The 26,999-nt window shown below is 70.9% G+C and carries 25 protein-coding genes and 2 tRNA genes; 17 read left to right on the top strand and 10 right to left on the bottom strand.

Features of this window, described 5'->3' with window-relative positions; all coding sequences use genetic code 11:
- Positions 1 to 131 precede the first annotated feature (131 nt).
- The 3 genes from E1200_RS04000 to E1200_RS04010 all read left to right on the top strand — a co-directional run bounded on the left by E1200_RS04000 (position 132) and on the right by E1200_RS04010 (position 1,112).
- Positions 132 to 209: transfer RNA gene (locus tag E1200_RS04000), tRNA-Asp, on the top strand.
- Positions 210 to 230: 21 nt separating this feature from the next.
- A tRNA-Phe gene (locus E1200_RS04005) sits at positions 231 to 304 on the top strand.
- 217 nt (positions 305 to 521) lie between these two features.
- A complete protein-coding gene (locus E1200_RS04010) occupies positions 522 to 1,112 on the top strand; it encodes a hypothetical protein (protein ID WP_131950410.1) in 591 nt (196 codons plus the stop codon).
- Between the two features lie 9 nt (positions 1,113 to 1,121).
- Here the strand turns inward: E1200_RS04010 and E1200_RS04015 are convergent, their stop codons facing one another.
- The 5 genes from E1200_RS04015 to E1200_RS04035 all read right to left on the bottom strand — a co-directional run bounded on the left by E1200_RS04015 (position 1,122) and on the right by E1200_RS04035 (position 5,283).
- Positions 1,122 to 1,844 carry a DUF6193 family natural product biosynthesis protein gene (locus E1200_RS04015; protein ID WP_131950411.1) on the bottom strand — a complete coding sequence of 241 codons (723 nt, stop codon included), beginning with the start codon at positions 1,842 to 1,844 and terminating at the stop codon, positions 1,122 to 1,124.
- 35 nt (positions 1,845 to 1,879) lie between these two features.
- Positions 1,880 to 2,365, bottom strand: coding sequence for a transposase family protein (locus E1200_RS04020; RefSeq protein ID WP_165950190.1), 486 nt, complete (start codon positions 2,363 to 2,365; stop codon positions 1,880 to 1,882).
- A 317-nt stretch (positions 2,366 to 2,682) separates the two neighbouring features.
- The gene (locus tag E1200_RS04025; protein ID WP_165950191.1) at positions 2,683 to 3,159 is read right to left on the bottom strand and encodes an SUKH-4 family immunity protein; all 477 of its coding nucleotides are present in this window, start codon (positions 3,157 to 3,159) and stop codon (positions 2,683 to 2,685) included.
- 435 nt (positions 3,160 to 3,594) lie between these two features.
- Complete coding sequence (locus E1200_RS34615; RefSeq protein ID WP_243708330.1) at positions 3,595 to 4,011, bottom strand: hypothetical protein; 417 nt, start codon at positions 4,009 to 4,011, stop codon at positions 3,595 to 3,597.
- 360 nt (positions 4,012 to 4,371) lie between these two features.
- Complete coding sequence (locus E1200_RS04035) at positions 4,372 to 5,283, bottom strand: pyridoxal-phosphate dependent enzyme (protein WP_131950414.1); 912 nt, start codon at positions 5,281 to 5,283, stop codon at positions 4,372 to 4,374.
- Between the two features lie 24 nt (positions 5,284 to 5,307).
- On the opposite strand from E1200_RS04035, the gene E1200_RS04040 reads away from it, so the two are divergent.
- Positions 5,308 to 5,835 carry a peptide deformylase gene (locus E1200_RS04040; RefSeq protein WP_131950415.1) on the top strand — a complete coding sequence of 176 codons (528 nt, stop codon included), beginning with the start codon at positions 5,308 to 5,310 and terminating at the stop codon, positions 5,833 to 5,835.
- Positions 5,832 to 6,521, top strand: a complete 690-nt coding sequence (locus E1200_RS04045; protein WP_131950416.1) for a GntR family transcriptional regulator — start codon at positions 5,832 to 5,834, stop codon at positions 6,519 to 6,521. Before E1200_RS04040 ends, E1200_RS04045 begins: the two co-directional genes overlap by 4 nt.
- Positions 6,522 to 6,646: 125 nt before the next feature.
- Here the strand turns inward: E1200_RS04045 and E1200_RS35135 are convergent, their stop codons facing one another.
- Positions 6,647 to 7,477 (bottom strand): MBL fold metallo-hydrolase, encoded by an 831-nt coding sequence (locus E1200_RS35135; RefSeq protein WP_131950417.1) that lies wholly within the window; start codon positions 7,475 to 7,477, stop codon positions 6,647 to 6,649.
- A 421-nt stretch (positions 7,478 to 7,898) separates the two neighbouring features.
- Here E1200_RS35135 and E1200_RS04055 point away from each other — a divergent pair, with 421 nt between their 5' ends.
- The gene (locus E1200_RS04055) at positions 7,899 to 8,087 is read left to right on the top strand and encodes a hypothetical protein (RefSeq protein ID WP_131950418.1); all 189 of its coding nucleotides are present in this window, start codon (positions 7,899 to 7,901) and stop codon (positions 8,085 to 8,087) included.
- On the opposite strand, the gene E1200_RS04060 is transcribed toward E1200_RS04055, so the two are convergent.
- Positions 8,069 to 8,761: a class I SAM-dependent methyltransferase gene (locus tag E1200_RS04060; RefSeq protein WP_207933161.1), complete on the bottom strand. Its 693-nt coding sequence runs from the start codon at positions 8,759 to 8,761 to the stop codon at positions 8,069 to 8,071. The genes E1200_RS04055 and E1200_RS04060 overlap by 19 nt on opposite strands.
- 235 nt (positions 8,762 to 8,996) lie before the next feature.
- Between E1200_RS04060 and E1200_RS04065 the strand changes: the two genes are divergently transcribed.
- Positions 8,997 to 10,091, top strand: a complete 1,095-nt coding sequence (locus E1200_RS04065; RefSeq protein ID WP_131950420.1) for a hypothetical protein — start codon at positions 8,997 to 8,999, stop codon at positions 10,089 to 10,091.
- 109 nt (positions 10,092 to 10,200) lie between these two features.
- Here the strand turns inward: E1200_RS04065 and E1200_RS04070 are convergent, their stop codons facing one another.
- Positions 10,201 to 11,019 carry a class I SAM-dependent methyltransferase gene (locus E1200_RS04070; protein WP_131950421.1) on the bottom strand — a complete coding sequence of 273 codons (819 nt, stop codon included), beginning with the start codon at positions 11,017 to 11,019 and terminating at the stop codon, positions 10,201 to 10,203.
- A 187-nt stretch (positions 11,020 to 11,206) separates the two neighbouring features.
- Between E1200_RS04070 and E1200_RS04075 the strand changes: the two genes are divergently transcribed.
- On the top strand, positions 11,207 to 11,896 hold the full coding sequence (locus E1200_RS04075) for a TauD/TfdA family dioxygenase (protein ID WP_165950192.1): 690 nt from the start codon (positions 11,207 to 11,209) through the stop codon (positions 11,894 to 11,896).
- On the top strand, positions 11,893 to 12,915 hold the full coding sequence (locus E1200_RS04080; RefSeq protein ID WP_131950423.1) for a hypothetical protein: 1,023 nt from the start codon (positions 11,893 to 11,895) through the stop codon (positions 12,913 to 12,915). The genes E1200_RS04075 and E1200_RS04080 overlap by 4 nt, the downstream gene beginning before the upstream one ends.
- A 32-nt stretch (positions 12,916 to 12,947) precedes the next feature.
- Here E1200_RS04080 and E1200_RS04085 read toward each other — a convergent pair whose 3' ends face one another.
- Both E1200_RS04085 and E1200_RS04090 read right to left on the bottom strand, forming a co-directional pair.
- The gene (locus E1200_RS04085) at positions 12,948 to 13,607 is read right to left on the bottom strand and encodes an RES family NAD+ phosphorylase (protein WP_131950424.1); all 660 of its coding nucleotides are present in this window, start codon (positions 13,605 to 13,607) and stop codon (positions 12,948 to 12,950) included.
- Between the two features lie 2 nt (positions 13,608 to 13,609).
- Positions 13,610 to 14,218: a hypothetical protein gene (locus E1200_RS04090; protein WP_131950425.1), complete on the bottom strand. Its 609-nt coding sequence runs from the start codon at positions 14,216 to 14,218 to the stop codon at positions 13,610 to 13,612.
- 159 nt (positions 14,219 to 14,377) lie between these two features.
- On the opposite strand from E1200_RS04090, the gene E1200_RS34625 reads away from it, so the two are divergent.
- Genes E1200_RS34625 through E1200_RS04130 form a run of 8 tightly spaced genes read left to right on the top strand, consistent with a single transcriptional unit; the run spans position 14,378 to position 26,969 of the window.
- Complete coding sequence (locus tag E1200_RS34625; RefSeq protein ID WP_131950426.1) at positions 14,378 to 15,619, top strand: hypothetical protein; 1,242 nt, start codon at positions 14,378 to 14,380, stop codon at positions 15,617 to 15,619.
- Positions 15,616 to 17,514, top strand: coding sequence for an AAA family ATPase (locus tag E1200_RS04100; protein WP_131950427.1), 1,899 nt, complete (start codon positions 15,616 to 15,618; stop codon positions 17,512 to 17,514). Before E1200_RS34625 ends, E1200_RS04100 begins: the two co-directional genes overlap by 4 nt.
- Positions 17,502 to 18,143, top strand: a complete 642-nt coding sequence (locus E1200_RS04105) for a 4Fe-4S single cluster domain-containing protein (protein WP_131950428.1) — start codon at positions 17,502 to 17,504, stop codon at positions 18,141 to 18,143. Before E1200_RS04100 ends, E1200_RS04105 begins: the two co-directional genes overlap by 13 nt.
- Positions 18,131 to 18,634: an FHA domain-containing protein gene (locus E1200_RS04110; protein ID WP_131950429.1), complete on the top strand. Its 504-nt coding sequence runs from the start codon at positions 18,131 to 18,133 to the stop codon at positions 18,632 to 18,634. The genes E1200_RS04105 and E1200_RS04110 overlap by 13 nt, the downstream gene beginning before the upstream one ends.
- Position 18,635: 1 nt before the next feature.
- Positions 18,636 to 21,485 (top strand): hypothetical protein, encoded by a 2,850-nt coding sequence (locus E1200_RS04115; protein WP_131950430.1) that lies wholly within the window; start codon positions 18,636 to 18,638, stop codon positions 21,483 to 21,485.
- Positions 21,485 to 21,676, top strand: coding sequence for a hypothetical protein (locus E1200_RS04120; RefSeq protein WP_131950431.1), 192 nt, complete (start codon positions 21,485 to 21,487; stop codon positions 21,674 to 21,676). The genes E1200_RS04115 and E1200_RS04120 overlap by 1 nt, the downstream gene beginning before the upstream one ends.
- Positions 21,673 to 22,758 (top strand): hypothetical protein, encoded by a 1,086-nt coding sequence (locus E1200_RS04125; protein WP_131950432.1) that lies wholly within the window; start codon positions 21,673 to 21,675, stop codon positions 22,756 to 22,758. The genes E1200_RS04120 and E1200_RS04125 overlap by 4 nt, the downstream gene beginning before the upstream one ends.
- The gene (locus E1200_RS04130) at positions 22,758 to 26,969 is read left to right on the top strand and encodes a CHAT domain-containing protein (RefSeq protein ID WP_131950433.1); all 4,212 of its coding nucleotides are present in this window, start codon (positions 22,758 to 22,760) and stop codon (positions 26,967 to 26,969) included. The genes E1200_RS04125 and E1200_RS04130 overlap by 1 nt, the downstream gene beginning before the upstream one ends.
- Positions 26,970 to 26,999: the final 30 nt, after the last annotated feature.

Below are 26,999 nucleotides of genomic sequence, written 5' to 3' on the forward strand. Positions count from 1 at the left end.
CCCCGGCACCCTCCCAGCCCGATAACGAGTTGGCGCCCACCCAGGCCATCGCGTATGCTCTCGGACGTCGCCAAGCGCCGGTAACCCGGCGAAGACACCCCTCCAGAGCCGCTAAGCTCAGGGGGAAGCAAGGTCCTGTGGAGCAGTTAGGAGTGCTCGCCACCCTGTCAAGGTGGAGGCCGCGGGTTCAAATCCCGTCAGGACCGCCAGGCGCCCGATCCGAGCGCCCTGGGCAGGTAGCTCAGTCGGTACGAGCGTCCGCCTGAAAAGCGGAAGGTCGGCGGTTCGACCCCGCCCCTGCCCACACCATCGAGCACAACAAGAAGCGTCTGACCCGCAACTCCGCGGTCGGGCGCTTTTTTCGTCTGCGCGACCATGCCGGTCGCCCCCGGTTTCCCACGGCAGCCCGGGCCGAACTCGATGGGACGAGAAGGCTTTCGAAAGGGTTGGGTTTGAGCGGAACCAGGCATCGGACCGGCTGGCAGCCCCACAAACTCCGTGAACACCGCGAGAACCACGGCTTGACCCTGGAGGCCGCAGGCGACAAGTTGCGCCAGGTCGCACATCGGACAGGGTTGAGGGTCGCGGCGAACTTCCAAAGTGTGTCGGGTCACGAGAACGGCAACATGTACCCAGGCCCGCACTACCGCCGCGCCTACTGCCTCATGTACGAGGCCACCGAGCCCGAGCTCGGCTTTCGTCTCCCACTCCCCGCCGAGGAGACCGGAGACCTCACCCTCCCCTTGCCGGGACCCCTCAGCCCAGCAGCCACCGAGGAAGCCGCCTCCGCCATCACACAGGGCTTGGACCGCGTCTCCGACCAAAGCCAAGACCGCGACCCCACCGCCGGCGACGCCCTCAAAGCCCGCGTAGTCAGCGCATGGCGAGGCCGGGCCATGAGCGGCAGCATCGCCACGACCACCCTCGTCCTGGTCGGCGGTTACGCCGGATCAGGAAAAACCGAATTCGCCCGCTTTCTCGGCGACGTATCGGGCTGGGCATTTCTTGACAAGGGCTCGATAACGCGACGCCTCACCGAACGCCTACGTTCCAGGCCGCGCCACACCGCCAGCGATCAAGCTGCGATCACCCCATCCTGCATGGCGTGCTAAAAAGGCTCACTACTTCGATTTAGGGGAACCGACATACGAGGCAAGTACGTCGATGGCTGCCGCTAGGGAATCGACTATTTCAGCGCGCGGCAAACCTCCCCGCAACTCGACACGATATCTTCCACCACTTTGCATTGTCACCCAGAATTGGCGGGCGTTCCTCAGATTGACGTCATCGTGCAGGCGAAGTTGGGTATTGTGGCTGATCAAAGGAAAGAGCGAGCGCAATCCCTCAACTGTATGCACCGCGAACAAGAGGGGGCGGATCTCAAGAAAGTCATCATCCTCTAGGAGGGCTTGCCATTGAAAATCGACGGCATCACCCTGTTCAAAGGAAGCGGCCATTCGCGTGTGACTCATAAACGGGAATCGGGCAGTCAACTCTGTCAAGGTTGAGCCCTCGAACCAAAAGCTGATCACTTTCACCACGGATGCCAGATCGTCAGTTCCCCCAGTCGCGTACAAGAATCTTTTCTGAGAAACGATCATGGAGAACAGACGCTCTTCCGCGCCAAGGAGAACCGACGCCGATCTTCCCGCCGAGACGGTATCCGGTGCCGTAAAACGCACCTGCCCCGGCGCAGCCTCCACGCCTTCGAGTTCGATGCCCTGCCGTGTCGCAGCGCCGAGAAGTGCCGACTTCAAGCTGCCCGCAGAGATGACGTCCAGGTAAAGCCCATTATCGACCGTAGCATAAAACTCAGCGTGCGACGATCGCCTGTCGTCAACCACACCCACCCTCCTTGAAGTGACAGCGCTAAAAGAAATCACGGAATCTTCCGAGGCGTGAGGATGTGCGTGCCGGCGCCTTGGTAGGCCTTGTCGGCCGGCACGAGCAGCCCGGTGGCGGCCAGCGCTCGGATGAGGCCCCAGATCCGGGTCGCTGTCAGGTCGTGGACCGAGCTGCGCAGTGGTCCCGACACCCACAGCAAGGTCCCGTCCGGTGCGGCGATGACTTGGGGGTTCATGCCGTGGCGGCGATGCTTTCCCGAGTAGTAGGGCCGGGCGGCGACGACCCTGTCGATGGAGATCAAGGTTCCGTCCAGCACCAGGTACGGCAGCCCGGCTTTGACCGCTCTAGCCAGCGCCGCGCCGAGTTTGACCGCGCGGGCGGCGAGCAGGTCGACGGTCTCGTTGACGTAGCGCCACGCGGTGGTGGTGGAGATGCCGATTCGGCACCCAGTTCGGCGTAGGTCTCGCCTTTGCGCAGGTAGACCAGGGTCATCACGGCCTGCATGCCTGAGGGCGGGCACCGGCCTTTGCTCCCAATGGCCCGGCGGTGGCGGCAAACGACACCGGTGGCGTAGGCCGGGGTCCGGCGCGACAACGGCAGCGAAGCACGGTACAAAAGCATCTGAGGCCTCTGATGGGGTCGGGACGTTGTGAGAGACCAACCGTCCTACGAGGGTTTCTTGACGTCCGGCACCGTCCACGCCGTCCGCGATCATGCTGTGATCAGCCCACACCGAACTGCCGCTGGAAAGGGTCAATGAGCCTCACTGCCTTTCCGGACCACTCCATTGCAGTGGGGTCACTGTCCGGAATCCTCGGGCACTTCGGTAGACTACCGCTATCCATAGTCACCATTTTCTACATCACTCAAAAAGTCGGACCAATAACTTCCGTCGAACAGTGCAGATGAATCTCCTTTTGCCATCCGTGTACGAATGTCATTAGCAACCTTCAACCAACATTCGATGCACTCTTCCCCCAACTCTTCTTCTTCCTCATCGACACACTGTTGACTAGAAATCCTCTTTTCGCAGATAGCCATGAATTTCAGGAAGCCTTCGAGGCTCGAATTAATCAGAGAGCGACCGATAGGCGGATTCTCTGCCACCTCCCATATGGAAAGGTCAGTTGGCGAAATGCAGACCTTGCGGTGATCCCGAGTGAACCCGAAGTGAACTAGGCCGACACCAGGCCCCTCCTCGATGAGATTGAGTCCCTCTGCGGCTTGGAAGTAATAGAAGAATCTTGCGGGGACGCCCAAGTGCCGAAGTTCCGTTCTAACGTGGAGATCCACATCACCCCCCACCGCCTCCACGTAGCCAGCGACTCCGTGTTCCCATTCATGGGAATTATCGTTCAACGCTCACCGCCCCCCACAGGCCATTGATTGCCGCAGCGCGGTCTCGACGCGCCGCACTCTGTACCACCTTGTCGCTGTTCCAAACAGCACTCCACGTCACTTCGGCCTCATCGAATTGAGGCAGCCAATCGGCGCCACACTTGGCACATGACTGATACTCGACGTACAACTTTTTTTACGACGGAAGGCGAAGCACCCAATTCGCTGAGCCGAGCCACCATGTTCTTCTCCGCATGCCCCGCGCTATTAGAATTCACCACGAGGGTTTGAAGAAAACCGGCCTGATCTCTGTAAAGAGCAGCGGCATATGGGTTTGCGCTTTTCGCGCCGCCAAGAATTCGCGCCTCCAAAGTTGCCTGACTCAGCTCGGTGCTACCGTACGTTACCTGTTTACCGCAGTTGTGGACGAGGACTGGGGTGTTGGCTGTGAGGGCGTAGTAGGTGTGGTCGGTGTCTACGGTTAGGTTGTGGACGCGTAGGTAGGCCGTGTAAGGCTTGACCGCACAGGACCGTCTGGGGTGCGGTTTTGCCCGTGTCGGGGTCGGTGGCCAGGACATTGTCGCCGACTTTGAGCTTGTCGATCGGTTTGCGGGTGCCGTCGGCCATCAGGACGGCGGTGCCCGACACGAAGCTGCACATGGTGGAGCCTGCCGCCGCCGCCTTGGTGGCCGGTTTGGACGCGGTCTTGGGCTTGGTCAGCGACACCGGTTTGGCCTTGGCGACCGGGTTGCCCTTGCTCGGGGTACCACCTTTGCCGCCGCCGGATTTGATCTTGCTGGCAATGCGCGGGGCGACGTTGCGGATCACCGGGGTGGCGACCTTGGCGACCAGGCCCCGCGGCTCCGTGGGTGGCCACCCCTACCGCCGCGCCTACGGCGCCGGCTTTGAGGAAGCCCCCCGCGCTCCATGGGTCGCGTGGGGTGTTCTGGGCGTGGCTGACGATTCTGTAGACGGCTCCGGCTGCCGCAGCGCAGGCTGCGCCGCCGACTCCGGTCCAGGCGATGGTGGCTCGGTGCTTGCTGACGAAGTTGCCGGTCGCACTGGCCGCCTTCTTCAGACCTCCCTTGGCCTGGCACACCCAGTTGCAGGGCGGGGGTGCCGGCGGTGGTGCGGGGGGCGATCTCCTTGGCGTAGTGGTCGTAGGTGTGGTTCGCGGCGCCCGGTCGGTCAGTAGTTGCTGCCGGTTATGACGGCCGCCGGCCGTTCGGCGGGGAAGCGGTGGGTGAGGGCGGCAGCGATGGCTAGGGCGCCGGCTGGTTCGAGGAGTAGGCCGAGCATGTCTTGGGCTGCTCGGAGGCCTGCGCGGATCTGGTCCTCGTCGACGAGTACGACATCGTCGACGTAGGCGCGCATCCAAGCGACGGCTTCGGGCACGGGGACGCGGACGGCGACGCCGTCGGCGATGGTCCGAGCCTCAGGTGATGACACCGGGGTGCCGCGGCGCCAGCTCTCGGCCATCGCCGGAGCGCCCGCGGCGCACACGCCCACCACCTGGGTCGCCGGAGAGCGGGCCTTCATCCAGCAGCCGATGCCGCAGACCAGGGCGCCGTTGCCGACGGGCACCAGCACCAGGTCGGGATGTAGCGCGGCCAGTTCGATGGCGATGGTGCCGGCGCCCTCGCAGATGCGCGGCTCGCGGCCGTCCTCCACGAAGAGCCAGCCCTCGTCATTCGCGCTGTACGCCCGGGCCGCGTCCTTGGCGGCGTCGAAATCGTCGCCGGTCTGCACGATCTCGGCGCCGAGCGCGCGCATGGCAGCGACCTTGGTGGGGTTCGCGTTTCGCGCGCAGAACACCGTGACAGGAATCCCCCGTGCCCGTCCCGCGTAGGCGATGGCCTGGCCGAAGTTGCCCGCGGACGCGCACAGGACCCGCTGGCCTGCACTCAACCCGCGCATGAAGTAGTCCGCTCCGCGGCCCTTGAACGAGCGGATCGGGTTGAACGTCTCCAGCTTCACCGACAAGTCGGTGCCTACCTGGCGGGCGAGGGCCGGGTCCACGTACTGCGGCGTGTTCCGGAACACCGGCTCGATCAAGGCGGTGGCTTCCTCTATGCGCTGCACCTGCAGTGGTTCGGTCACCTGATTATCGTATACGATATGCGAATGGCAGTGAGAGCGACCGTCCAGTTGGGCGACCCGAGGCTGCGGACGTCCTGCACCGAGATTCGCGACCCGGGCGGAGCAACAACCGCGGAGCTGGCGACCGACCTCGCCGACACCCTTGCCGACTGGGTCGGCCGGACGGGATATGGGCGGGGCATCGCCGCCCCGCAGATCGGCGCACCGGTTCGGCTGGTCTATCTGCATCTGGACCGGCCGTGGGTGCTGGTCAACCCGGCCATCGTGGCCCGCTCCGAGACGACGTGGGAGCCGTGGGACGCGTGCCTCAGCTTCTCGCTGGAGTTCTTTTGCAGGGTCCGCAGGTCCACGTGGGTGGACGTCACGTACCAGTCGCTCAACGGTGAACGGCACGATCTGCGCGCGGACGGGGAGCTGGGCGAATTGCTGCAGCACGAGATCGACCATCTCGATGGGGTGGTCGCCGTCGACCGGATGACCTCGGTCGACACCCTGTGCATGCGCTCCGAGTTCGAGCGCCGGCACCGCGCCGAGAGCCCGTACCGCCGATGACCTCCCAGCAGCCGATCACCCGGGCCGAGCCGCTGCGCGAGGCCGTCTATCTGCGCATCGTCGAGCTGATCTCTTCCGGTGCGTACGCGCCGGGCGCGCCGCTGACCGAGGCCGGCCTCAGCCGGGCACTGCAGGTGTCGCGGACGCCGGTCCGCGAAGCATTGCTGCGGCTACAGGCCGAAGGGGTGCTCACGTCCACACTCGCCCGCGGGTTCACCGTCCGGACGCTTGCGGCCCGCGACGCGGCGGAGCTCTACCCCGTACTCGCCGCCCTGGAGGGATTGGCGGTCCGGTCGGTCACCTCGCTGGACGAGACCGCGCTCGGCACCCTGCGCCGCATCTTGGACGAGCTCGCACACTGCACGGATCCCGTACAGCGCTGGCGGCTCGACACCGCGTGGCACACGACGCTCACGGCCGCGGCGGGCAACCGGCACCTGCAGGCGATGATCGGCCAGTTGCGCACCAACCTCTCCCGCTATGAGCTCGCCTACATGCGCGAAGTCTGGCGACGCGACGCCGCCGACCGGCAGCACGCGGAGATCCTGGCCGCGCTCACCGCCGGCGACCGCGACCATGCGGCCGTTCTCGTCGAGCGCCACTGGCACGACGGCATGAAGCTGGTCATGGAGTGGCTGGCCGACCGGCAGGACGGCCCGAACGATCGGACGGACGGGACCGCGTAGCACCGCTCACTATCGGGACGGACGGTGCCGCCGCCGTAGTCGAGCCCCCGGTTCCTCGTCAACGAGATCGGGCGGGGGCTGGATGGGTGGCTTGTTCGTCTTGGGGCGCGGCTTCTTGAGCGGTGTTAGAGGGGGCGCCAGCGGGTGGTTTCGGTGGGGGTGTGGTGGCGGACGCGCAGGACCTCGCGGAACATCCGCTGGCGGCGCTGGAGGCCGTGGACGAGCATGATCTGGTGAGCGGCGACCTCGTCCGCGATGTTCAGCAGGCCGCTGCGGTCGGCGTGCGCGGACAGGCCCATGGTGGCCACGCGCGCGCGTACCGGGACGGTCACCTCCCGGCCGTGAGCCGGCAGCGTGAAGCCGCCGCCCTGCTCCGACAGCTTCCGCAACCGTGATCCGGGCGACTCCTCGTCCTGGTAGCCGGAGATGAAGAGGGCGCTGCCCGGTTCGGGGAGGATTCGTGCCGCCCACTGCACGGCCGGGCCCGCGGTCAGCATGCCGGAGGTCGTGATGACGACCCCGTTCCGGAACGTGTCGAAGTCGGCGGGGCGGTCGGCGATGGCGACGGCGCCGCCGAAGATCGTCAGAGGGCGGGCGGAGCCGGCGGTCGCCGTCTCGAACGCCGTGCTCAGATCGACGGCCATTCCGTCGATGCGGACCGGGACCTCCGGCAGGTGGCGCCGCATGAGGAGGGCGATCTCCTGGGCCCGGCCGAGGGCGAACGCGGGGACGAGCACCCGCCCGCCGCCCTGGTGGATCTCCCGGACCTCGCGGACGAAGTCGCCCACCCGCAGGTCCCGGTCGTCGCGCTCGACGCCGCAGCAGGTGGTCTCCATGACCAGCAGATCGGCGTCCCGCGCCGACTCCGGTAGCGCGTAGCCGTCAACGCTCTCCTGCCGGAATCCGGAGATGTCGCCGGTGACGACGACGCGGCGGTCGCCCGCGCGGAGCACCACCCCAGCCGCGCCCAGAATGTGGCCCGCCGGGAACAACTCGACCGTCAGCTCGCCGACACGGCGCGTTACCCCGAACGAGACCTCCTCGCAGCGGCGGGCCGCCGCGTCCGCCTCGGCCGGGCCGTACAGCGCGGCGGCGTCGGTGCCCCACCGGGTGAGCCGACTACTCCTGGCCGAGAGTGGCCATCACGCACGGAGAGTGACCTTCCAGGCCGAACCCGGACGGAGCAACGCCACCGAAGACCAGCCGCCACCCCACAACTCGTTGACTTGCGGCGTGTTGCCCTTATGGAGCGCTCCATAAGGGCAACACGCCGCAAGTCAACGCAGCCGGTGGACCTTGGTCGGTACCGCACCAGGGCGCGGATTGGGGCGACGCCTAGCGGATTCGGCGCTGTAACGGCTGAAGGAAGCGAGCCTTGTGCGCCAGCGGGGACGGCAGACCGCCTACTGGTACTTCGTGCGATGGCAGGAGCAGCGGGTCACGCTGCGGATGCTGGACGCGCTGCGGTGGCAGGTCCGCCAGGTCCAGGGCCGCGACGCCGAGCCCAGCGCGGGCATCCTCGACTCCCAGGGCGTCCAGGGCAGGGATTATGGAAGTGGTTCGTAGATGGAGTTGACGGCGGGTTGGCCGGTGTAGTTGGGGCCGGCTTGGTCGTCGGCTCCCATGTAGCGGTACGGGAATCGGGGTTGGGCGCTTCCGCGGCGGGAGATGCGGCGGCGGGTGGAGTCGTAGGTGAACCCTCGGGCACGAAGCTGGGCGGTGAGGCGACGGCCGATGGGTACGGCGTCCGCTCGGCGGACCGAGCCGGGGTCGAAGTTGGCGATGAAGAGCCCGTCGGTGGTGAGCCAGGAGGCGATGCGGCTCAGGGCACCGAGTTTGTCGCCCACGTAGTGCAGCCCATGCACGCAGGTGATCAGGTCGAAGCGGCTGTCAGGCGTCCACTGGTTCACCGAGCCGCTGATCAGGCGGAGAGATGGGGAATGGCTGTCTCGGACGAAGTGGTCTACGAGGTCCAGCCCGGTGATCTCCACCTGCCCGGTCAGGCCGCGGTCGGTGAGGAGCCCGGCTGCTTCGGCCGGCGCGCGTCCGCTTCCGCAGCACACGTCCAGCCAGCGTACGGGCGTTGCCCTGCCGGCGCGGGCGGTCAACTCGGCCATGACGTCCATGCCGAGTTCCCGACCGTAGCCGTTGGAGCCGCTGAGGGACCGTTCGCGGTTCATCATGCAATTCGCCACGACCGACGAGCGCACCAGCGCGTTCTCATCGAGCAATCGCGTCACTCCGGCATTGTGGCCCATCAGTGAGCTGGTTCCAGCGTCATCGGGGTTTGGCGATGGAGGGCGAGGGGGCCTGGAGGATGGCGGTCATGGGGCTGGGTGTCCTGCCTGTGCCGGTGGTCGCTTTCCACGTAAGAGATCGGTAAGGGGATCGGCAGGTCCATCGGCCCTGGTCAGGCGTTAGGTTGATCTTGCCGCGCGGATCTTTCCCTCCACCGAAATCCTGCAAGGAATTCCCATGCGTAAAGCCATGCGTATCGCCGTGACCACCATGCTGCCACTGGGGCTTTGCGCCGCCTTGCCGGCGGCCGCCGCGCACGCCGGCCCGGCCGAATGCGGCCGGGTCACCGGGAGCTGGGAGCCCGTCACCGTGAACGGGCTCAACCAGGCCAACGGCATCAACGAGACGGGTCAGATCGCGGGTGCCAAGCTCACCAACCCGGGGCAGGTGCCGCCGCGCAACGTCGCCGCCGTCTGGCGGGACGGGCAGGTCACCGAGCTGGGCTACCTCTTCGGGGCCCAGCTCCGCGGCCCCAACAGCGTTGCCACCGGCATCGACGACAAGGGGAACGCCTCCGGCTTCAGCACGCACCTGGACGGCAAGCGGCACGCCTTCATGTGGAACGGCTGGCTGCTACGCGACCTCGGCACGTGGGGCCAGCGGTCGGAGGGCCACGCCATCGGCAACGGGCGCGTCGGCGGGTACGTCGCCCCCGACGAGACGTCCGGCGACGACCTGAAGGTGCGGCGGCCGGTGTACTGGGAGGGCACCGAGTCGCACATCCCGGGCGCTTCGGGTGCGGAGATCGTGGACGTGAACGAGACCGGCGGGCTCGCGGGCAACGAGAACCTGTCGTTCGACACCGATCTCGGCGCGCCCGGCTCCTCGCGTGCCGTCCGCGCGTTCGCGCGCCTGGGCGCCGACTTCCGCGTGCTCGGAACACTCGGTGGCAACTGGTCCTACGCCGAGGGCATCAACGACCGCGGCCAGGTGGTCGGGCAGTCCTCGACCGGTCCGGACGGCGTCGGGCAGGACGGTTTCATCTGGGACGCCGCGGACGGCATGCGGCGGCTGCCCGACCACGACACCGGCAACGCGGCCAAGCCGGTCGCCATCAACAATGCCGGCGAGATCGTCGGCACCTACCGGTGCGACTTGGGCGAGGGCGCGGCCGTCTGGACCTCTCCGAAGGACGACCCGTACCTGCTGCCGCTCCCCGCGGGCGCCACGAGGGCGTCCGCTACGGACATCAACGACCGAGGCGAGATCGTCGGCACGGCCGCCTACCCGGGCGGCGTGACCCAGGCCGTCGCCTGGCGCAAGAAGAACTGACCCCGCGCATGCCCCCTGGGGACGCCCGCCGCCTACGAATCGGCGGGCGTCTCCGCGTCCGGAGACGGACGGTCAACAGGGCGCAGCTTTGACGGAGCTCCACCTGCGGCTATTCCTTGACCGCTTGCAACGTGTAGCTGGCGGCCAGGCGTTCGGGATGGTGAGTTAGGCGCCATTCGCCGGTCTCGTCCCTGGTCATGTGGCCGGGAATGGCCTGCCAGGGGACGCTGTCGTGCTCGGTGAGGCCGGTCAGTCGCATTCCGGCCGCGAGCAGCGCGGTTATGGTCTCGCCCAGGCCGTGGCTCCATGTGTGGGTGAGCGCGTGCGTGAAAGTGGTGTCGGTCTGCACGTAGGTACCGGCTTGTTCGAAGATCACCGGGTCGGCGGTCTCGAAGTAGGGGTAATGCAGGACGGGCGGGTCGGCGGTCTCGTCCAGTGCGTGCAGCATGGGGTGGCCCTCGCGGATGAACAGGCGGCCGCCCGGTCGCAGCAGGTCGGCGACGACGCGGGCCCACCGCGCCACGTCCGGCAGCCAGACCAGGGCGCCGATTCCGGTGTAGACCAGATCGAAGCTCTCCCGGCCGAAGACCTCGACGGCGTCGTAGACCTCGGCGTGGCGGAAGTCGATGGTGCTGTTCGTGCCGGCGGCCAGTCGTCGTGCCTGTTCCAGTGCGGCTTCGGAGAAGTCCAGCCCGCTCATCGTGGCGCCTAGTCGCGCAAGGGACACGGTGTCGGTGCCGATGTGGCATTGCAGGTGGACGGCACGCAGCCCGGTCAGGTCACCGAGGCGAGGGCGGTCGAACCGGACGACGCCGCTGAGGTGCTCGGGGTCGTTGATGAACTGGTCGAACTCGTAGTCGGGGGAATCCGCATGCGCGGGTGCTCGCTCGTCCCAGTTGGCCCTGTTGATGGCCACGTAGTCGTTCACGGCAGCACTGTGTCAGCGCGCCCCGCCCTCACCAAACGAATATCCGCCTGGCCGGCCGCAGCGGTTCGGTCCGGGTTGCTCGGGCTGCTTGTGCGCCCATGATTCGACCGGGATGCGACCGGGGGCAGGCCGGGTGGGGCTGGTTCTGTGGGAACGGACGATGCGTGCGATCCGAGAGGGGGCATCGGTGGCCCTGCCGCACCCGGCGACGGTCGAACTGCGCCACCAGGGCTGGACGCTTCTGCGCGACCAGCCGTTCCTCCGCGCCGACGCCACCGCGGACCCGCACCGCTGCCTCGGCCTCGCCGCGGGGTGGGGGCGTCCGTCCGCGCGGGACGGGGGGCGCGCGGCGTGGCCGGTGCGGGCGACGCGGGCGGGCGGAACGGTCTCGCAGACGAGCGGCGCGGCTCCGCTGCACACCGATGCGGCCTACCGGGAGCGGCCGGAGGCGGGGATGTGCCTGTTCTCCGTGCGGCCGGCGCGAGACGGCGGCCGCACCCTGCTGCTGGACGCGGACACGGCGCTGGCGGACTTGCCGGACCGGATGCTGAACCGGTTGCGCCGCGCGGACTGGTCGTGGCGGACGCCGGAACCGTTCGTGCCGGAGGCGCCGTTCCGGGCGGCGGTGGTGACGCTGCCGCCGTCCGGAGCGGCGGCACTGCGGTGGCGTCCGGACCTGCTGATGTGCGGCGATGCCGAGCAGCGGGCCGCGGCGGAGGAGTTCGCGCGGCACCTGGCCCGGCTGCCCGCCGTCGAGCTGGCACTGCGGCCCGGTGACGCGCTCATTCTGGACAACCGGCGCATCCTGCATGGTCGTACGGCGTTCGGTGATCCGGCGCGGATGCTGGTGCGGGTGCGGTTGTGGACGCTGCCGTGAGCGTCGCGACGGCTCCGGTCTCCTCGCCCGCGGCGGTCCGGTGGGCGCACGCGGCGGTGGCGGCGGCGCTCGGGGTCCCCGCGACGGGGAGCGAGCAGTCCGTGTGGGCGGTGCGGGGGCTCGCCGAGACGGCTCTGGGCTGCCTGCTGCTGAGGGTTCCGGAGGCGCTGTGGATCGTGGACGACGCCGTCCGGGACGCGCGGTTCGGTCCGGCCGGGGCGGCGGCGGCACGGCTGCGGCGGGTGCGGGCGCTGGCGGGGCCGGTGCCGCCGTTCTACCCGGAGGAGTCCGAGCCGGCCGTGCCGGTGCGGGCGGTGGACGCGGATGTCGCGGCGGCCGCGGCGGCGCTGCGCCGTTACTGCGCGGCGCTTGGCGACCTGCCGGGGGTGCGGCATGACGCGGACGAGTTGTGGGGCGGCGGCCCGGCGCCGTCAGCGCACGCTCTGCTGGCTCGCGGGGCCGTGTTGCGGCCGTCGGCGTACGACCATGCGGGCGTTCGGACGTCGCCCGCGTTCCCGCCGGGGACGGCGTGGCGGACGTGGTTCCGGCTGCCGCACGGTCCCGTGCTGGTGGAGCGGCCGCCGGTGGCTCCCGCACCGGCCAGGGCGGTGTGGCGGGCCGTGCACGACGGCGCCCATCTCGATCATCTCGCCGCGCTGCCGCCGGCCGCACCCGCGGTCGCGGAGTACGGTGCCGGGCTGCTGACCGCCGAGGCGTACGCGATGGCGGTGGAGATCGTCGCGGCGGCCGAGGCGTGGTGGACCGGGCGGGCCGGCCTCGTCCGCGAGCTTTGCAAGGGCATCGCGGAGCGTGCCGGGCGGCCGTCCGGCGACGGCGGGTTCGGGGCGCTGCCGTCGCTGGCCTCCGCCTACGTCCTCGGGCCGCTCCGCCTGCTGGGCGGGGCGGACCGGACGCTTCCCGGACGGCTGGGCCCGGACCTGCGGACGCGGTGGCGCCGCGTCGCCGCGCTCGTCCCGTCGGCGGCCGAACTGGACCGGCGGATGGGTGCGCTGTGCTGACCGCGGTGCCGGTTCCCGGGCCGGCGGGGTCACTACGGGTTCCGGGGCGGTCTGACGTGGATGCGGAACGGGGCGAGCAGTGCGTTGAGGTGGGCCGCGCCGGCGGCGTCGTCGAGCGGCAGCGGCTGCTCGTCTCCCGGCTTCAGCAGCCCGGGCGGTGTCCGGTCCCCGAACAGGACGGCCGCGGGGTTGCCCAGGTCGCGGCGCGACGGCCAGATCAAGCCCTGCCCCCAGTCGGCCCGGTCGCGCAGCCAGTGCCCCCACCGGCGGGTCCGCGGATACTCGGGCGGGTCGGCGGTGACCAGCCACTCGTCCTGGCAGGCGGCGGCGAGCTCGGCGCTGTCGCGCAGGGAGATCAGGTCGAGGTCCGCCGTGGTGCGCACCGACGACAGGACGAGGCCGGTGAGCGCGGCGCGGCGCAGGTGCCGGACGCCCCGCTCGTTGAACGGGACGGACCGCACCAGCGACTCCAGCAGCGCGGTCTCGGGCCGGAACCCCGCGTACAGGAAGGGGTACGGGTCGTCCCGCGTCGCGTCGAACCGGCCGCCGCCGAACTGCCCGTCGGCGGGCACCGGGTTGAAGGTCTCGGCGGAGCGGGTACCGCGGTGGACGCGCCACAGGACGGTCCCGGCGGGCAGTGCGGCGCGCGCCGGATCGACCTGCGCCGTGGCCGGGGGCGGCGTGGGCGGCATCGTCACACCACCGCCAGTTCGGCGCGGGCGGCGGCGAGCAGGTCCGCGTCGGGGACGTCGCCGAGCAGTTCGGCGGGCACGCCGCCGTCGAGCCAGGCGTTGCCGCACAGCCACCAGTCCGCGACGCCCCACGGGTCCCCGGCCGCGTCGAGCAGCCGGTTGATCTCCAGCACGACCGGGACGGGGTTCCCCGCGGCGTCGAACTGGAAGGCGGGGGCGCCGTCCGCGCCGTCCCGGGACCGGAGCCGGACGAGGGCGTCGCGGTCCGCCGGCGGGACGCGGACGTCCGCCCAGGCCACCATCGGCGCGGCGAGCAGCCGGGCGTCGGCGGCGCGGACGTCGAGCGCGGCGCGCGCGGCGATCCGCAGGCTCGCCAGCGCGGTGTCGGACCGGCCGCCGGACGTGCCGAACCGGAAGCCTTCGAGGAGTTCCCGGCGGGCGGGGTGGTCGGCGGGCAGGCCGGTCAGCAGGGTCCGGACGAGTTGCGCGACGGTGGCGGCGTCCGCGTCGGGCTCCGCGGCCGCGAGGGCTTCCAAGGTGGGCTCGGGCAGTGCGTCCACCGTGTCCGGCCAGGTCTCGGCCAGCGTGGCGAGCGCGTCGGACAGAGACAAGGAACTCCTCCAGCGTCGGGGGCGGTGTCCGGAGCCATCGTGGCTTCCACGGGAACTTGTACCGACTCTTCTTTTTATCTCCTATAAAGCTGTACCTTCGATAACGATCGGGGGAGGGGATGGGGTTCCTCTCCACGGAAGCACGCCTGGGGGCGCCGCGTGAGCGGTTCTGGTGGATACGAGTACTCCTACGCCGACCAGGAGCGGTCACGCCGCGCGGCGTTGCGCGGCGAGCTGGCGGCTTTGGACGCGCGCTGCACGGCGGTCCGGGCGGTGCTGCGGCGGCTCGGCGCGGGACGTGAGGCCCCGCGAGAGGTCGGCGCGCCCTCGGCGGACGCCGGTTCCGGCGAGCTGCAGGCGCTGGTCGACCGGGCCCGCGCGCTCGTGGAGGAGGCGGAGCGGAAGGCGATCGAGCTGCAGACCGACAGGTTGCTGTCCCGGGTCGCGTCCCGCGGCGACGAACGGCGCACGCGCCGCCGCGCCCCCGGCCGGGCGGCGGGCGGAACGGCCGATCGGGCGGGTGCCATGTTCGTCGACGCCGACCCGGACCACGCCCGCCGGAGCGCGCTCGAACGGGCCGAGCAGGTCCTCGCGCGGGAGGGCGGGCGCTGCGACCCCGAGCACCTGGATCGCATCGACGAGGTCCTGGCGGAGATCCGCGCCGCCCGCACCGCCGAGGCGGCGCGGCTGGGGCTCGCCCGCCTGGAGTCCGAGGTCATCGCGTCCGTCAAGGCCCGCGCGGACCGGGCGGAGGCCGCCGTCACCCACGCGAGGCTGTCCGCACGCACCGACGACCTGCCGGCGGAGCAGCGCCGGGTGCTGCGGGCGCAGTTGGACGCCGCCCACCGATCCGGGGACCGGGCGGCGGTCGCCGCGGTCGGCGCGCGCATCGAAGAGGCGGTGGCGGCCCACGAGGCGGAGCAGGTTCCGCAGCGGGTCGCGGCGGCCGCCACCGCGGCGCTGAAGGCGATCGGCTGCGACGTCGGCGACGAGTTCACCGCGGTCCTGGCGCACGACGGCCAGGCCGTCGCCGCGCTCGGCACCGCGTGGTCCGAGGCGTACGGCACCGACCGGTACTGGTTGCTGGTCCGCCACGACCAGAAGAGCCGGCGGATCTCCACCGCCGTCGTCCGCAACCCCGACGCGCCCGCCGACGCCGCCGCGGACGTCGAGGCGCAGCGGATGTTCTGCGCACGCAGGGACGAGGTGCGCGCCGGGCTGGGTGCGGCGGACGTGACCGTCCAAGGGGAGGCATGGATCGCCCCGGGGCAGCCGGTGCCCAACGCACCGACCGGCCCGGTGAGGCGCGCGAAGCCCGCCTCCGGCAAGCAGACCGAGAGGAGACGACGGACGAACACCGTTGCGGAACCGCGGGCTCGGGAGCGGGAGCTGCCGTCGTGACCGCCGCCGTACCCGCCTGGGTGCGGGAACTGGAGATGGCCGTCCCCGTCTACCCGCAGGTGCTCCTCACGGGCAATGTCCGGGACCGGTACATGCTTCCCGGCCGGGACGGCCGGCCGCAGCCCCACAACCTCCTCCAGGTCGTGCGGCACACATGCCAGGCGCAGGGGTTCGGTGCGTTCCTCTGGCACGACATGGTGCGGCAACGCATCCTCAGCGAGCAGTTCGACGCGTCGGTGCGCCTGCCGGAAGTACTGAACTTCCCGGACGCCAGGCCCGGGGACGCCCCGCCCGGGGGCGGCGACGAGCCCGCCGACCCCATGAACCAGCTGCAGCGGTTGCGCGACATCCTGGTCGCGCTGGTCCTGAACCGCGGCCCGGCGATCGGGGCGCTGTTCCCGTACGCCCCCGCCGTCGGCGGGGGCGACCCGAACGACCCCGAGGCCCGGACCCTGCTGTGGCTGGTCGAGGCGCTCGCGCACGTCGCCGCCCCGGTCCCGCCCAGCGCCAGCAAGGCGGCCGTCACGCCGCACAACACCATCTTCTGGGTGGCGGAGCGGCCCGAGCAGCTCCCCCGCGGATTCCCGGTGGACAACCGGCGGCTGCGGGTCATCTCCGTTCCCGAGCCGTCCCGCGACGAGCGCCGGGCCCTCGCCCGGCGCATCGTGCGGAACCTCTCCGGGGTGGAGCCGGAGGACCAGGGCGGCACGCTGCTGGAGGCCGTCGACACCCTCACGTCCGCCACCCACGGGATGCGCAACGTGGAGGCCCTCGCGATCGAGCGGCTCGCCCGGTTGCGCGGGCTGCCGGCGGAGCGGCTGGACGACGCGGCCCGCCTCTACCGCGTCGGGGTGGTCGACAACCCGTGGGCGTCCGCGGCGCTGCGCGAGAAGATCATCGGCTCGGCGGACCGGCCCGGCGGCGAGGCGTACCTGAACAGCCGGGTCATCGGCCAGCCCGACGCGGTGCGGCAGGCCGTCCAGGTGATCACCCGGTCGGCGACCGGGCTGACCGGCGCGCAGACCGGCAGCTCCCCGAACCGGCCGCGCGGCGTCCTGTTCCTGTCCGGCCCCACGGGGGTCGGCAAGACCGAGCTCGCCAAGGGCATCGCCCAGCTCATCATCGGCGACGACGCCGAGCCGATCCGGTTCGACATGAGCGAGTTCGCGGGCGAGCACGCGCGGGACCGCCTCATCGGCGCGCCGCCCGGCTATGTAGGGCACGACACGGGCGGCGAGCTGACCAACGCCGTCCGGGCGAACCCGATGTCCGTGCTGCTGTTCGACGAGATCGACAAGGCGCATCCGCGGCTGTTCGACCTCTTCCTCCAGATCCTGGAGGACGGCCGGCTCACCGACGGGCGCGGCGCGACCGTCTTCTTCACCGAGACCGTCCTGATCTTCACGTCCAACCTCGGGATCCGGGGCAAGGGCCCCTCGGGTGAGATCGTCGAGCTGTCGCCCCAAACCGACCGGGCTGCGGTCCAGAAGACGCTGCGGGCCGCGTTCAACGAGTTCTTCGACAAGCAGATCGGGCGGCCGGAACTGCGCAACCGCTTCGGCGGCAACTTCATCGCGATGAACTTCATCCAGCCCGAGCACGTCCCGGGAATCCTGGACCGCGCGCTCGGCTCGGTCATCGAGCGGGTCCGGCGCGTCCACGACGCCGAACTGGAGGTCGGTGACGACGCCTACGAGACGCTGCGCGGCCATGCGGTCGGCCAGCTCGACCACGGGGGGCGCGGCGTCCTCAATCTCGTCGAGTCCGCGCTGGTCAACCCGCTGTCGGTGAAGTTGTTCGAGGTCCCCGCCACGCCGGGCGAGACGATCACCGTGGTGAAGATCGACCAGGACGGCGAGCACTGGAAGCTGGGGGTCGACCGATGCCCCGGGTGAACCGGTACGGGTTCCCGGTCACCGCGCTCGGGCCGGGACGGCGGCTCGCCGTCTGGTTCCAGGGCTGCGCGCTGGCCTGCCGGGGCTGCCTCGCCCGCGACACCTGGGACCCCGGCGGCGGCGCCGAGATCACCGTCGCGGAGCTGACCCGGGTGTGGGCGGACGCGCTGCGCGACGGTGCCGACGGGCTCACCGTCTCCGGGGGCGAGCCGCTCGCGCAGCCGGACGGCCTGCGCGACTTCCTCGCGGCGGTGGCGGAACTCCGGGACGACCTCGCCCCGGCCGCCGATCTGCTCGTCTACACCGGATACGAACCGTCCGAGATCAGCGACGGCACCGCGCTGGCGCACGCCGACGCGGTGATCACCGGCCGGTACGACGTCACCCGGCCGACCCGGCTGATCTGGCGCGGTTCGGCCAACCAGGTCCTCACGCCCCGTACCCCGCTCGGCCGTGACCGGTACGGCCCGTATCTGGACCACGAGCCCGATCGGGCGCCCATGCAGGTCGCGGTGGACGACCGCGACGTGTGGTTCGCCGGCGTCCCCCGGCGCGGGGACCTGAACAGGCTCCGCCGGGAGCTCGCCGCCCGCGGGATCACGTTCAAGGAGGTCTCATGGCGGGGCTGACCTACCGCTGTCCGGAGGATCCGGAGAACTGCCCGGCCGGGGACGAGCCGGGGTCCTGCGAGGAGCACTTCGCCCCCTGGGAGCACATGCCCGAGTACGCCGGACCCGCCGTCCCGGAACCGGAGGACCCCGGCGTCCCGGACGCGGACCCGGCCGGCTCCGGGACGCCGGCGACCGGGGTCGCGCTCCTGTTCGAGGACACGATCCTGCCGGTGCCGCCCGAGGGCATGCGGATCGGGCGGACCTGCCCGCCCTGGAAGACCGTGCCGGGCTTCGCCGATCTCCACCAGGTCTCGCGCGAGCACGCGGAGCTGTACTGGCGGGACGGCACCCTCATGATCAACGACCTCGGTTCCACCAACGGCACCCACGTGGCCGGCGTCGAGATCGGCGAGCCGGCCCCGATCCCTCCCGGCACGCTTCTGCGGCTCGGGAACGACGTCCACCTGACGGTGGCGGAACTCGACGAATTCGGCTTTCCGAGGACGTGAGATGACCACGATCCCCCAATCCGGTCCCGACTCCGGCGACCGCCCGTACGACCACGAGGGAATCGACGCCGTCGAGAGCCCTCCGGCGCCGGAGACGATCGTCCAGCGGCCGCCGGCCCTGCCGTCCGAACCCGAAGCGCCGCCCACCATCAGCCAGCGGCCCGTGCAGGGCACGGACTCCTCCGCGTCCGCCTCCCGGTCCGCGCCGTTCCCGGACGGGCTGCGCGGCGAGTACGAGCCGGTGGAGGTGGTCGGGGACGGTTTCGAGAGCATCGTGTGGCACGCCAGGCGGCGCGCTGACGGCACGTCCGTCGCGGTCAAGGTCTACTGGATCGGCAAGTCGATCGACCACCGGGTCCTGGACGTGCTGCGGCGGCCGGAGTTCCGCAGGTACGCCCCGCGGATCGACGCGGTCGGCCGGGAGACGACCGAGCGGGGCGTCCACGAGTGGATCGTCATGGAGTACCTCCCGACCTCTCTGGCGCACGTCATCCGGGACGAACGCGCCGAGCCGGCCGGGCTGCCCCTCGACCGCGCACGAGCGCTCCTCAGCGAGATCGCCGAGCTGCTCGACTTCTGGTACGAGAAGGGCGGCCTCATCCCGACCGACGTCAAGCCGGACAACTTCGCGCTGCGCCGGGGGGCCGGCGGCGCGCCGGACGAACTCGTCCTGTGCGACTTCGGCGGCACCGCCCGCGACACCGCCACGGCGGCGATCGCGGCGAACGGCGAGATCCTGGCGGCGCGCGCCTACCTCGCCCCCGAGGCCCTCGCCGGGACGTTCCACCCGGCTTCGCCGTTCTGGTCGCTCGGGCACATCGGGTACGAGATGGTCACCGGGTCGCCGTACTTCCGCGTCGACGAGCAGAAGCGGACCGTACTGCAGTCCCTCGCCACCGCCGAACCCGACCTCTCCGCCGTCCCCGACGACACGTGGCGGCTGCTGCTGGCCGGGCTGTTCACCCGCCACCCGGACGACAGGTGGCGGGCCACCGAGGTCCGGCGGTGGCTCGCGGGGGACCGCCCTGACGTGATTCGCCCGGCCGCGCCGGGGAAGCGGGCACCGACGCCGATGCAGTTCCACACCACGACCCACCGCTCCCCCGGCACGCTCGCGGAGGCGCTGCTCGAAAAATCGGCGGAGGGCGCGCAGTGGATGCAGAGCGAGGGCGGCCGCCTCGCCGACTGGCTGGAGAAGCACGACCTCGCCGGTGACTTCGACGTCGAGCTGCTGCGCCGGGACCGCACCGGCCTCGGCCCGGAGCTGGTCCTCCAGTTCGGCGCCGTGCACGCCCCGGACGCCCGTCCCGCGTGTTACGGGCATCCGGTCGACGTCGACGGGCTCAGTCGGCTCTGCGACGACGCCGACGCCGGTCCCCGGGTGCTGGCACTGCTGCTCGGCAGCCAGGGGAAGGCCCTGTTACCGCACGCGGCGCGGTTCCGCTGCGCGCACCGCCGGTGCTGCCCGCATCCCGACCCGGCCGAGGGCGAGCGGGGATGCGGCTGCCAGTGCATGCGGCTGCTGGACGTCGCGGACGCCGCACCGGGCATCATCACCGAGGCACGGAAGATCGTCGCCGAGACCGCGCGGAGCCAGAACCCGCTCATCGGAAGCGGAGCGCGCGTGGAGGCCGCCGAGCGGACCCTCTACGGCACCACCGTGGGCCTGACACTGGGACTGCTGTCCGCCCGGGACGTCCTCGGAGACACCCTCTGGCTCCGGGCCAAGGCCGCTGGCCCCCGCGGGCTTCCGGGCCCTCAGCAGTGGGCCGAGCTGTCCGCGCGGGCGGCCCGCGCCGGACAGTCCGTGAACGACCGGGCGGCGATCACGGCCGTCGCCGTGCTCGGCCCCACGATGACGCTGACGACGGGGCCGAACGGGGCCGACCGGCTCCGCAAGGTCGGCCCGTACCGGTTGCGCGCCGCACTCGTCACACTCCTGGTCCTGCTGATGGCGGCCTGGTCCGGGGCGGTGTTCGTGCGCCTGGTCACGGGAAAGATCAACCCGTTCCCCACCGAGTTGGCGGCCGACACGTCCGAGCAGCTGGGAACCGCCGCGCTGACGCGGGTGACGACGCTGCTGCCAGTCCTCCTGCTCGCCGCGATCCTGGCCGGCATGCTGCCCCGCCGCGCGGCGAGCGCAGTGTTCACGTTCACGGGCCTGGCGTTCCTGCTCGGCTGGCTGCTCGATCCCCTCCCCATGCTCGACGAACGCACATGGGCGCCGGACGCGCTGGCCCACGTGATGGGCAACTGGACCGGCCTGGCCGGGTGCCTGATCGCGCCGGTCGCCGCACTCTTCCTGGCCACGGTCGCCGCCTCGATGCTGGCCGGCGAGAAGGCCGGCCTCGGCGACCGGCCGAGCGCCGCACGGGAGAGGCTGCGCGCACAGGTGCGCAGCCGGGGCGGCGTCGTCGTGATGCTGATCGCGCTGAACATGCTGCTGTGGTCGACAGTGGTGCTCGGCGACGTGTTCGCGGCGGGCTTCCCGTTCTCCGGCAACGCCGGCGACCCGGTCGACAGCTCCGCCGTCGGCCGCTACGCCGCGCGGTCCGCGATCGCCTACCTCCCGTACCTGGCACTGGGGGCGCTGGTCGTCGGGCTGTTGCTGCGCCGACGCCGCGACGCGACCGGGCCGATCCAGATCGCCGTCGCGATCACCGTCCTCGTGGGACTGAGCGCGCTGTGGGTCCCCGCCGAAATCCGGGAGCACGTGCCCGACCTGGAAAGCCCCACGCTTTCCGATCTCGCGGCGGGGCTCGGCGACCTCGGCGATGCCACCTGGTGGTGGGCAGTCGTGCTCGTCCCCGCCGTCCACACCGTCCTCGCCGTGATTCGGAGGAATGACTGATGGCCGAGTTCCGATCGGGTGACGCGAGGGCGGTGCCGGGCGGCGGGCACTGGCGGGGCCGCTGGTGGGAGTGCCGGAACTGCGGGCCGGTCGAGCGCGCGATCTCCGACCTGCCGCAGGGCGACGGCGTCTGCCCGAACTGCCCGGACGTGCCGCTCGAACTGGGCCGAGCACAAGATCCGCCGCAGTGAACAAGCTGCTGGAGACGCTGGCGATCCCGTGGACGCGGCGGTGGAGCGGGCAGGTCGCGGCCTCCGCGGTCGTGTTCTGGACGCTCGGCGCCTACCTGGTTCTCGTCACCGGCCCGGACCGGTCACGCGGCTGCCCGGCGCGCAACGACGGCCTGCTGGTTGTGTGGTGCCGCGCCGAACGGTACGGCACGACGGGCCTGGTCCTGACGGGGCTGCTCGCCACGGCGGCGGTCCTGGGATCGGCACTGGTGGTCGCGGCGTCCGCGCCCCGCGTCCTGGAGCTGTTCACCAGCGACCATCGCGGCGGCCCGGTCTCGCGGTGGCTGCTGCACCGCGCACTGGCCCGCCGGCGCCGGATCTCGCGCGTCACCCCGCCCGCGGTCGCGCGGCAGCCCCCGACGCCCACTCCGGACCCGGGCCTACTGGAGCGGCTGCCGGTGGTCGGTAAGCGGCTGGCCCGCCGGCGGCGGCTGGTGCGGGCGGAGCGGCGGCGCAGCCGGGAGGTCCAAGAGGAACGCCGTTCCAGCGCGGCCAGTGCCGAACTCCGCCGCTACCCGCGCGCCGACGCGCTGCTCGCCCCCACGCGGGTCGGCTGCCTCCTCGCCGCGCTGACCGAACGGGTCGAGCACCGGCACGGACTCGACCTCCCGCTGTGCTGGGAGTTGTTCCTGGCCGTGCTGCCCGCCGAACCCCGCCGCCGCCTGGAGGACGAGGCGCGGCGGGTCACCGTACGTGTGCAGATCCTTGTCTGGACGTCCGCCGCGCTGCTGTGGACGCCGCTGTTCCCCGGTGGCTGGCGGGCGGTGTGGGTGCTCGCCGTGCTGCTCTTCGTCCGGATCGCGCATTCGGGGCTGCGGGACGCCGTCGAGGTGTACTGCGATCTGGTGGAGGTGTCCGTCGCCCTGCACCGGGACCGGATGTACACCGCGCTCGGCTGGACGCCACCCGAATCCACCGCGGCCGAACGTGACCTCGGCCGGGCCCTGAGCGCCTATCTCGACGGCCACACCTCCGACTCCCGCCCGCTGACCTGGCCGGACCCGCAGCCGCCGCTGCCGGTCACCCTCACCCCGGGAGCGTGATGACCTCCACCGACGATTCCCTGTACGGATTCGAGTTCGAGTCCGTCCTGCTGGAGCTGCGCGCCCGCCATGCCGCCGCGCCGGCGGGCAGCGACACCGCCCGCACCGCCGCGCGGGAGCTCGCGTTCCGGCTGGCCGACCGGAACCGCGGCGCGGGGACGTCCGACGATCTTGACGAGATCATCGGCTACGCCGAGGAGGCGTTGGGCGGGTCCTACGAGGGCGGGCGCACTGAGCTGCGGTGCATCGCCGCCGAGGCCCTCCGCGCCCGCTGGAACGCCGGGGACGGCACCGGCACCGGCACCGACGACCTGGACCGCGCGATCGACCATCTGACGGCCGCCGCCCGGGACGATCCCCTCCACGAGGAGGTCGTGCAGGACCTCGGCACCACCCAGCTCCTCCGGGCGGAAGCCCTGCCGGAGGGTTCGGCGGAACGGCGGGACGCCCTCGACCGCAGCGTGGCGCATCTGCGTACGGCACGGGCCCGCACCCCTGAACCCACTTTGTCCGTCCTGTACATGCTGGGCGTCGCCCTCGCCTACCGCGTGGAGGAGCACGACGAGGACCTGCCCGACGAACGGGAGGAAGCGATCGGCTGCCTCGTCCCGGTGTGGCACGAACTCCCGGCCGGGGACGACACTCGCATCTCCGTCGCGGAGTACGTCGCGGACCTGCACTTCGATGCCTACCTCTGCGCCGAAGAGCAGGATGCGGAGGTCGCCGCCCTCACGCGCGCGATCGAGTGGTACCGGAGAGTCGAGGGCGAGCCGTCCGACTGGATCCGTTTCCGGCACGGCACGGCGCTGGTCCGCAGACGCTTCCTTGAGGCGGGCGAGCCCGGCGACGATGAAACCGCCCGCGGCCTGCTGACCGGCGTCCTGCCAGAGCTGCCACGGGAGCCCGCCGCCCGCGCGAACCGCGAACTCGGCGACCTCGCGATGGCTCGGACGTTCGCGGACCCGGACGCGGCCGACCACGAGGACGACCTGACGGAGGCGGTCACGCGGTACCGGGCCGCACTTCTCGACGACGCCGTCCCGGACTGGAACGGGCCGGTCCACGCATGCATCGCCGACGCCCTGTCGCAACTCGCCCCGGCGGAATTCAACTCGCTCGCCGAAATCCAGGAGTTGGTGGACCACGCGTCCACCGCATGGCGCATGCTCGCCCCCGGGCCTGACCGGCTCGGCCCCGGCCTTTGCCTGTTCGCGGTGATGGGCGGTATCTGGGCGGACCTGATCAGGGACGAAGTTTCCCGGGACCTGCTCGACGTGATCGTCGAGGTCTGCCAGGAGATCGGCCCGGAGTTCGACGAGGAGATGCGCCGCGAGAACGACGACCCGGCCCGTGGCGAGTTCCGGGTGTTCCACGGCACGATGCTCGCCCATCGCGGCGACCTGCGCGACGACCACGGCGACCTCGCGGCGGCCGAGCGGCTCCTCGACGCAGCGTACGAATTGGTTGACCTCGACGCCCCGGAAGAGGAATCCACCGTACTTCTCCTGGCGGGCGGATACGCGACCCTCGCGACGAATGTCCACGGCCCGAAGAGCACGCAACGCGCCGAGTACCTGCTGCGCCGACTGCTGCGCCAGGAGCCCGGCAACCTGGACCTTCGCCATGTCTTCGCTTCGGTCCTCGCTGCCAAGGCCAGCAACTCGCAGAATACGTTGCTGCTCGACGAGGCCATCAGGGAATTCGAGCTGCTTCACGCGGATTACCTCGCAGGGGATGGGAATCGGCTCAAAATCCTGCAAGTCCTCGCGCCTCTGTACCAGGGGCGCGCCGGCCGTTCGGGCCGCATGGACCACATGGAGAAGATGAAACTGCTCAACAGGGAGCTGCCGACGCTGGCCGCGCGGTCGGACGTCTACGCCGACGAGAACCGAATCGCGCTGATGGCCGTCAATGCGATCAGCGAGATGCTGGCCGAAGCCGCCAGCGGGAAGCGGGAACCGTTCATGCGGGACCGTCTGGAGAAGGCCGATGCCCTCCTGCGGAGCCTGCCAGCCGACAGCCTGATCCGGAAACGGATCGGCGACTACCGGCAGCTGGCGAGCTGGGCCCACGACGTGATCACACATTCCGGCGCGACGAGCGACATCCCCGCCATGCTCTCGGAGCTCTCCGAACTCTCCGAGCACCTCCTGGAAGAGCCGCAGCCCGGCGCATACGAAGCGATGCGGCGGAACCAGCGGGCGTGGTACGCCACCAGGCTGGCCCAGCTGGGCAGGGATCAGCATGACCTTTCCCTCGTCTTCCGCGCCATGGAGCACATCCCCGAGCTCCCGAGCGGAGCGTCCGATGAGGACCTTGCTCAATTGGTCCTCCAAGCCGGCGGAGCCGCAGTCGCCTACATGGGATGGCACATCAGTCGGGACGCCGAATGGTTGCGCGACGCCCTTCGACGGTTCCAGTGGCTCATCGAGCAACCGGGCCTCCCTGCGATCTCGCAAGTCGGCATGAGGCTCAACAGCGCTATGGCCAGCCGCGATCTGGGCGACCGCGCCAAAGCGCGCGACCTCGTCCTGGCCGCCTTGCACCATGTCGGCCGGCTCGTACTCCTTCAGCCGAAGTCCGATGACGTGCTGCAGAGCGTTCGACAGATCGGATCGCTGCAGGAGACGTACGCCCGCTGGTTCGTGGACGACGACGACCCGGAGGGCCTCGTCAGCTTCCTTGAGCACACCCGCGGCCTCGTCCTGCACGCGGCGACGTCCGTTACCGGCATCACGGAACTGCTGGAGCGGACAGACCGGGAGGACCTCGCCGAACAGTGGCGCGCGTCGCCGCACGCGCACACTGCGCCGTTGCAGGACTTCCAGCCGACCGGTGACCTGCTCATGACCGGTCCCCTGGCCGAGCTGGGGTTTCACGACGACCTGCGGAACCGGGTGATCGACGCGCTGGCGGCGACGCCCGAGGCGGCACCACTGTTCACGCCACCGGCCCGCACCGAGTTGGCGGGGGCGCTCACCGAGACCGGCGCGGACGCGCTCGTCTACCTCGTCCCGCCGGTGGAGGGGCGGCCGGGCGCAGTCGTGATGCTCACGGCCGAAGGCGCGATCGAATGGATACCCACGCCCAACTTCACCGCCGGCCCCATGCGGGTGCTCGACCAGTACGCGGACGAACAGCGGGCCTACCTCGACCTGCTCGGAACGCCCGGCGAGGACAATGCGGACGACGAGGACGCCGAGGCGTGCAAGGAGGCGGTGCGCGCCGCCGTCCAGCGGGTCGAACGGTCCCTCGGGCAATTGTGCGACTGGGCCTGGTTCGCGGTCATGCGCGAGGTCGTCCCGGCCGTGCGGAGACTGCGCCCCGCCGGGGCAGAACCCCGCGTCGTCCTCGTCCCCACGGGACGGCTCGGCATGGTGCCGTGGCACGCCGCCCGGCGGGTGCCGCGCGCTGGCGGCGCCCCCCGCTACGCGCTGCACGACCTGGTGATCTCCTACGCCGCGACCGGCCGCCAGCTGATGGACGTCGCGGGACGCCCGGCCCGGCCCCTCGCGGAGGAGCCGGTGATCATCAGTCCGGAGCTGAGAGACCTGCCCATGGGCTGGTTCGAGTGCGCCGAACTCCGCGACCGGTTCTACCCGGACGCCGTGGTCTACGGCCGTGACGCGCCGGGCAAGAGCGGGCTCGGCACCCCGGGCCAGCTCCGGCGGCACTTTCCCGGGCCGGACCGGCCGGGCGCATCACTGCTGCACTCCGGCTGTCACGCGGTCGCCCTCCCGGATCAGCCCACCGAGTCGTACCTGAAACCGCTGCGGGACAGCGGGCAGGTGCTGCGCATCTCGCACCTGCTGCGCGACGCGCACGGCCGTGATCCCCGCGCCCCCGGTGGGACGATCGTCCTGGCGAGCTGCACGAGCGATCTCACCCGCGCCGACCACGACGAGGTGCTGACGCTCGCGACGGGGTTCCTGACGCTCGGTGCCGTCACGGTGATCGGGACGAGGTGGGCGGTGTCGGACCCCTTCTCCGCCGTGCTGTCCGTCCGGATCCACGAGCTGCTGGCGGCGGGACGGCCACCCCGGGACGCGCTCCGCGAGGCGCAGCTCTGGATGATCGACGGTGCGCAAGGCCCGGGCGGGCCCACCGATCCCGCCCTGCGCGCAGTGGTCGACGGCAACGCGGAGTCCGCGTCCGGTTTGCGCCTGCACAACCTCTTGAGCTGGGCGGGGTTCACGCATCAGGGTCGTTGACCACCGCACGCGAAACGGCCCCGCCTCGGG

Origin of the sequence: Actinomadura sp. GC306 (genome assembly GCF_004348665.1) — a bacterium.
In the GTDB taxonomy this organism is placed as follows: Bacteria; Actinomycetota; Actinomycetes; order Streptosporangiales; family Streptosporangiaceae; genus Spirillospora.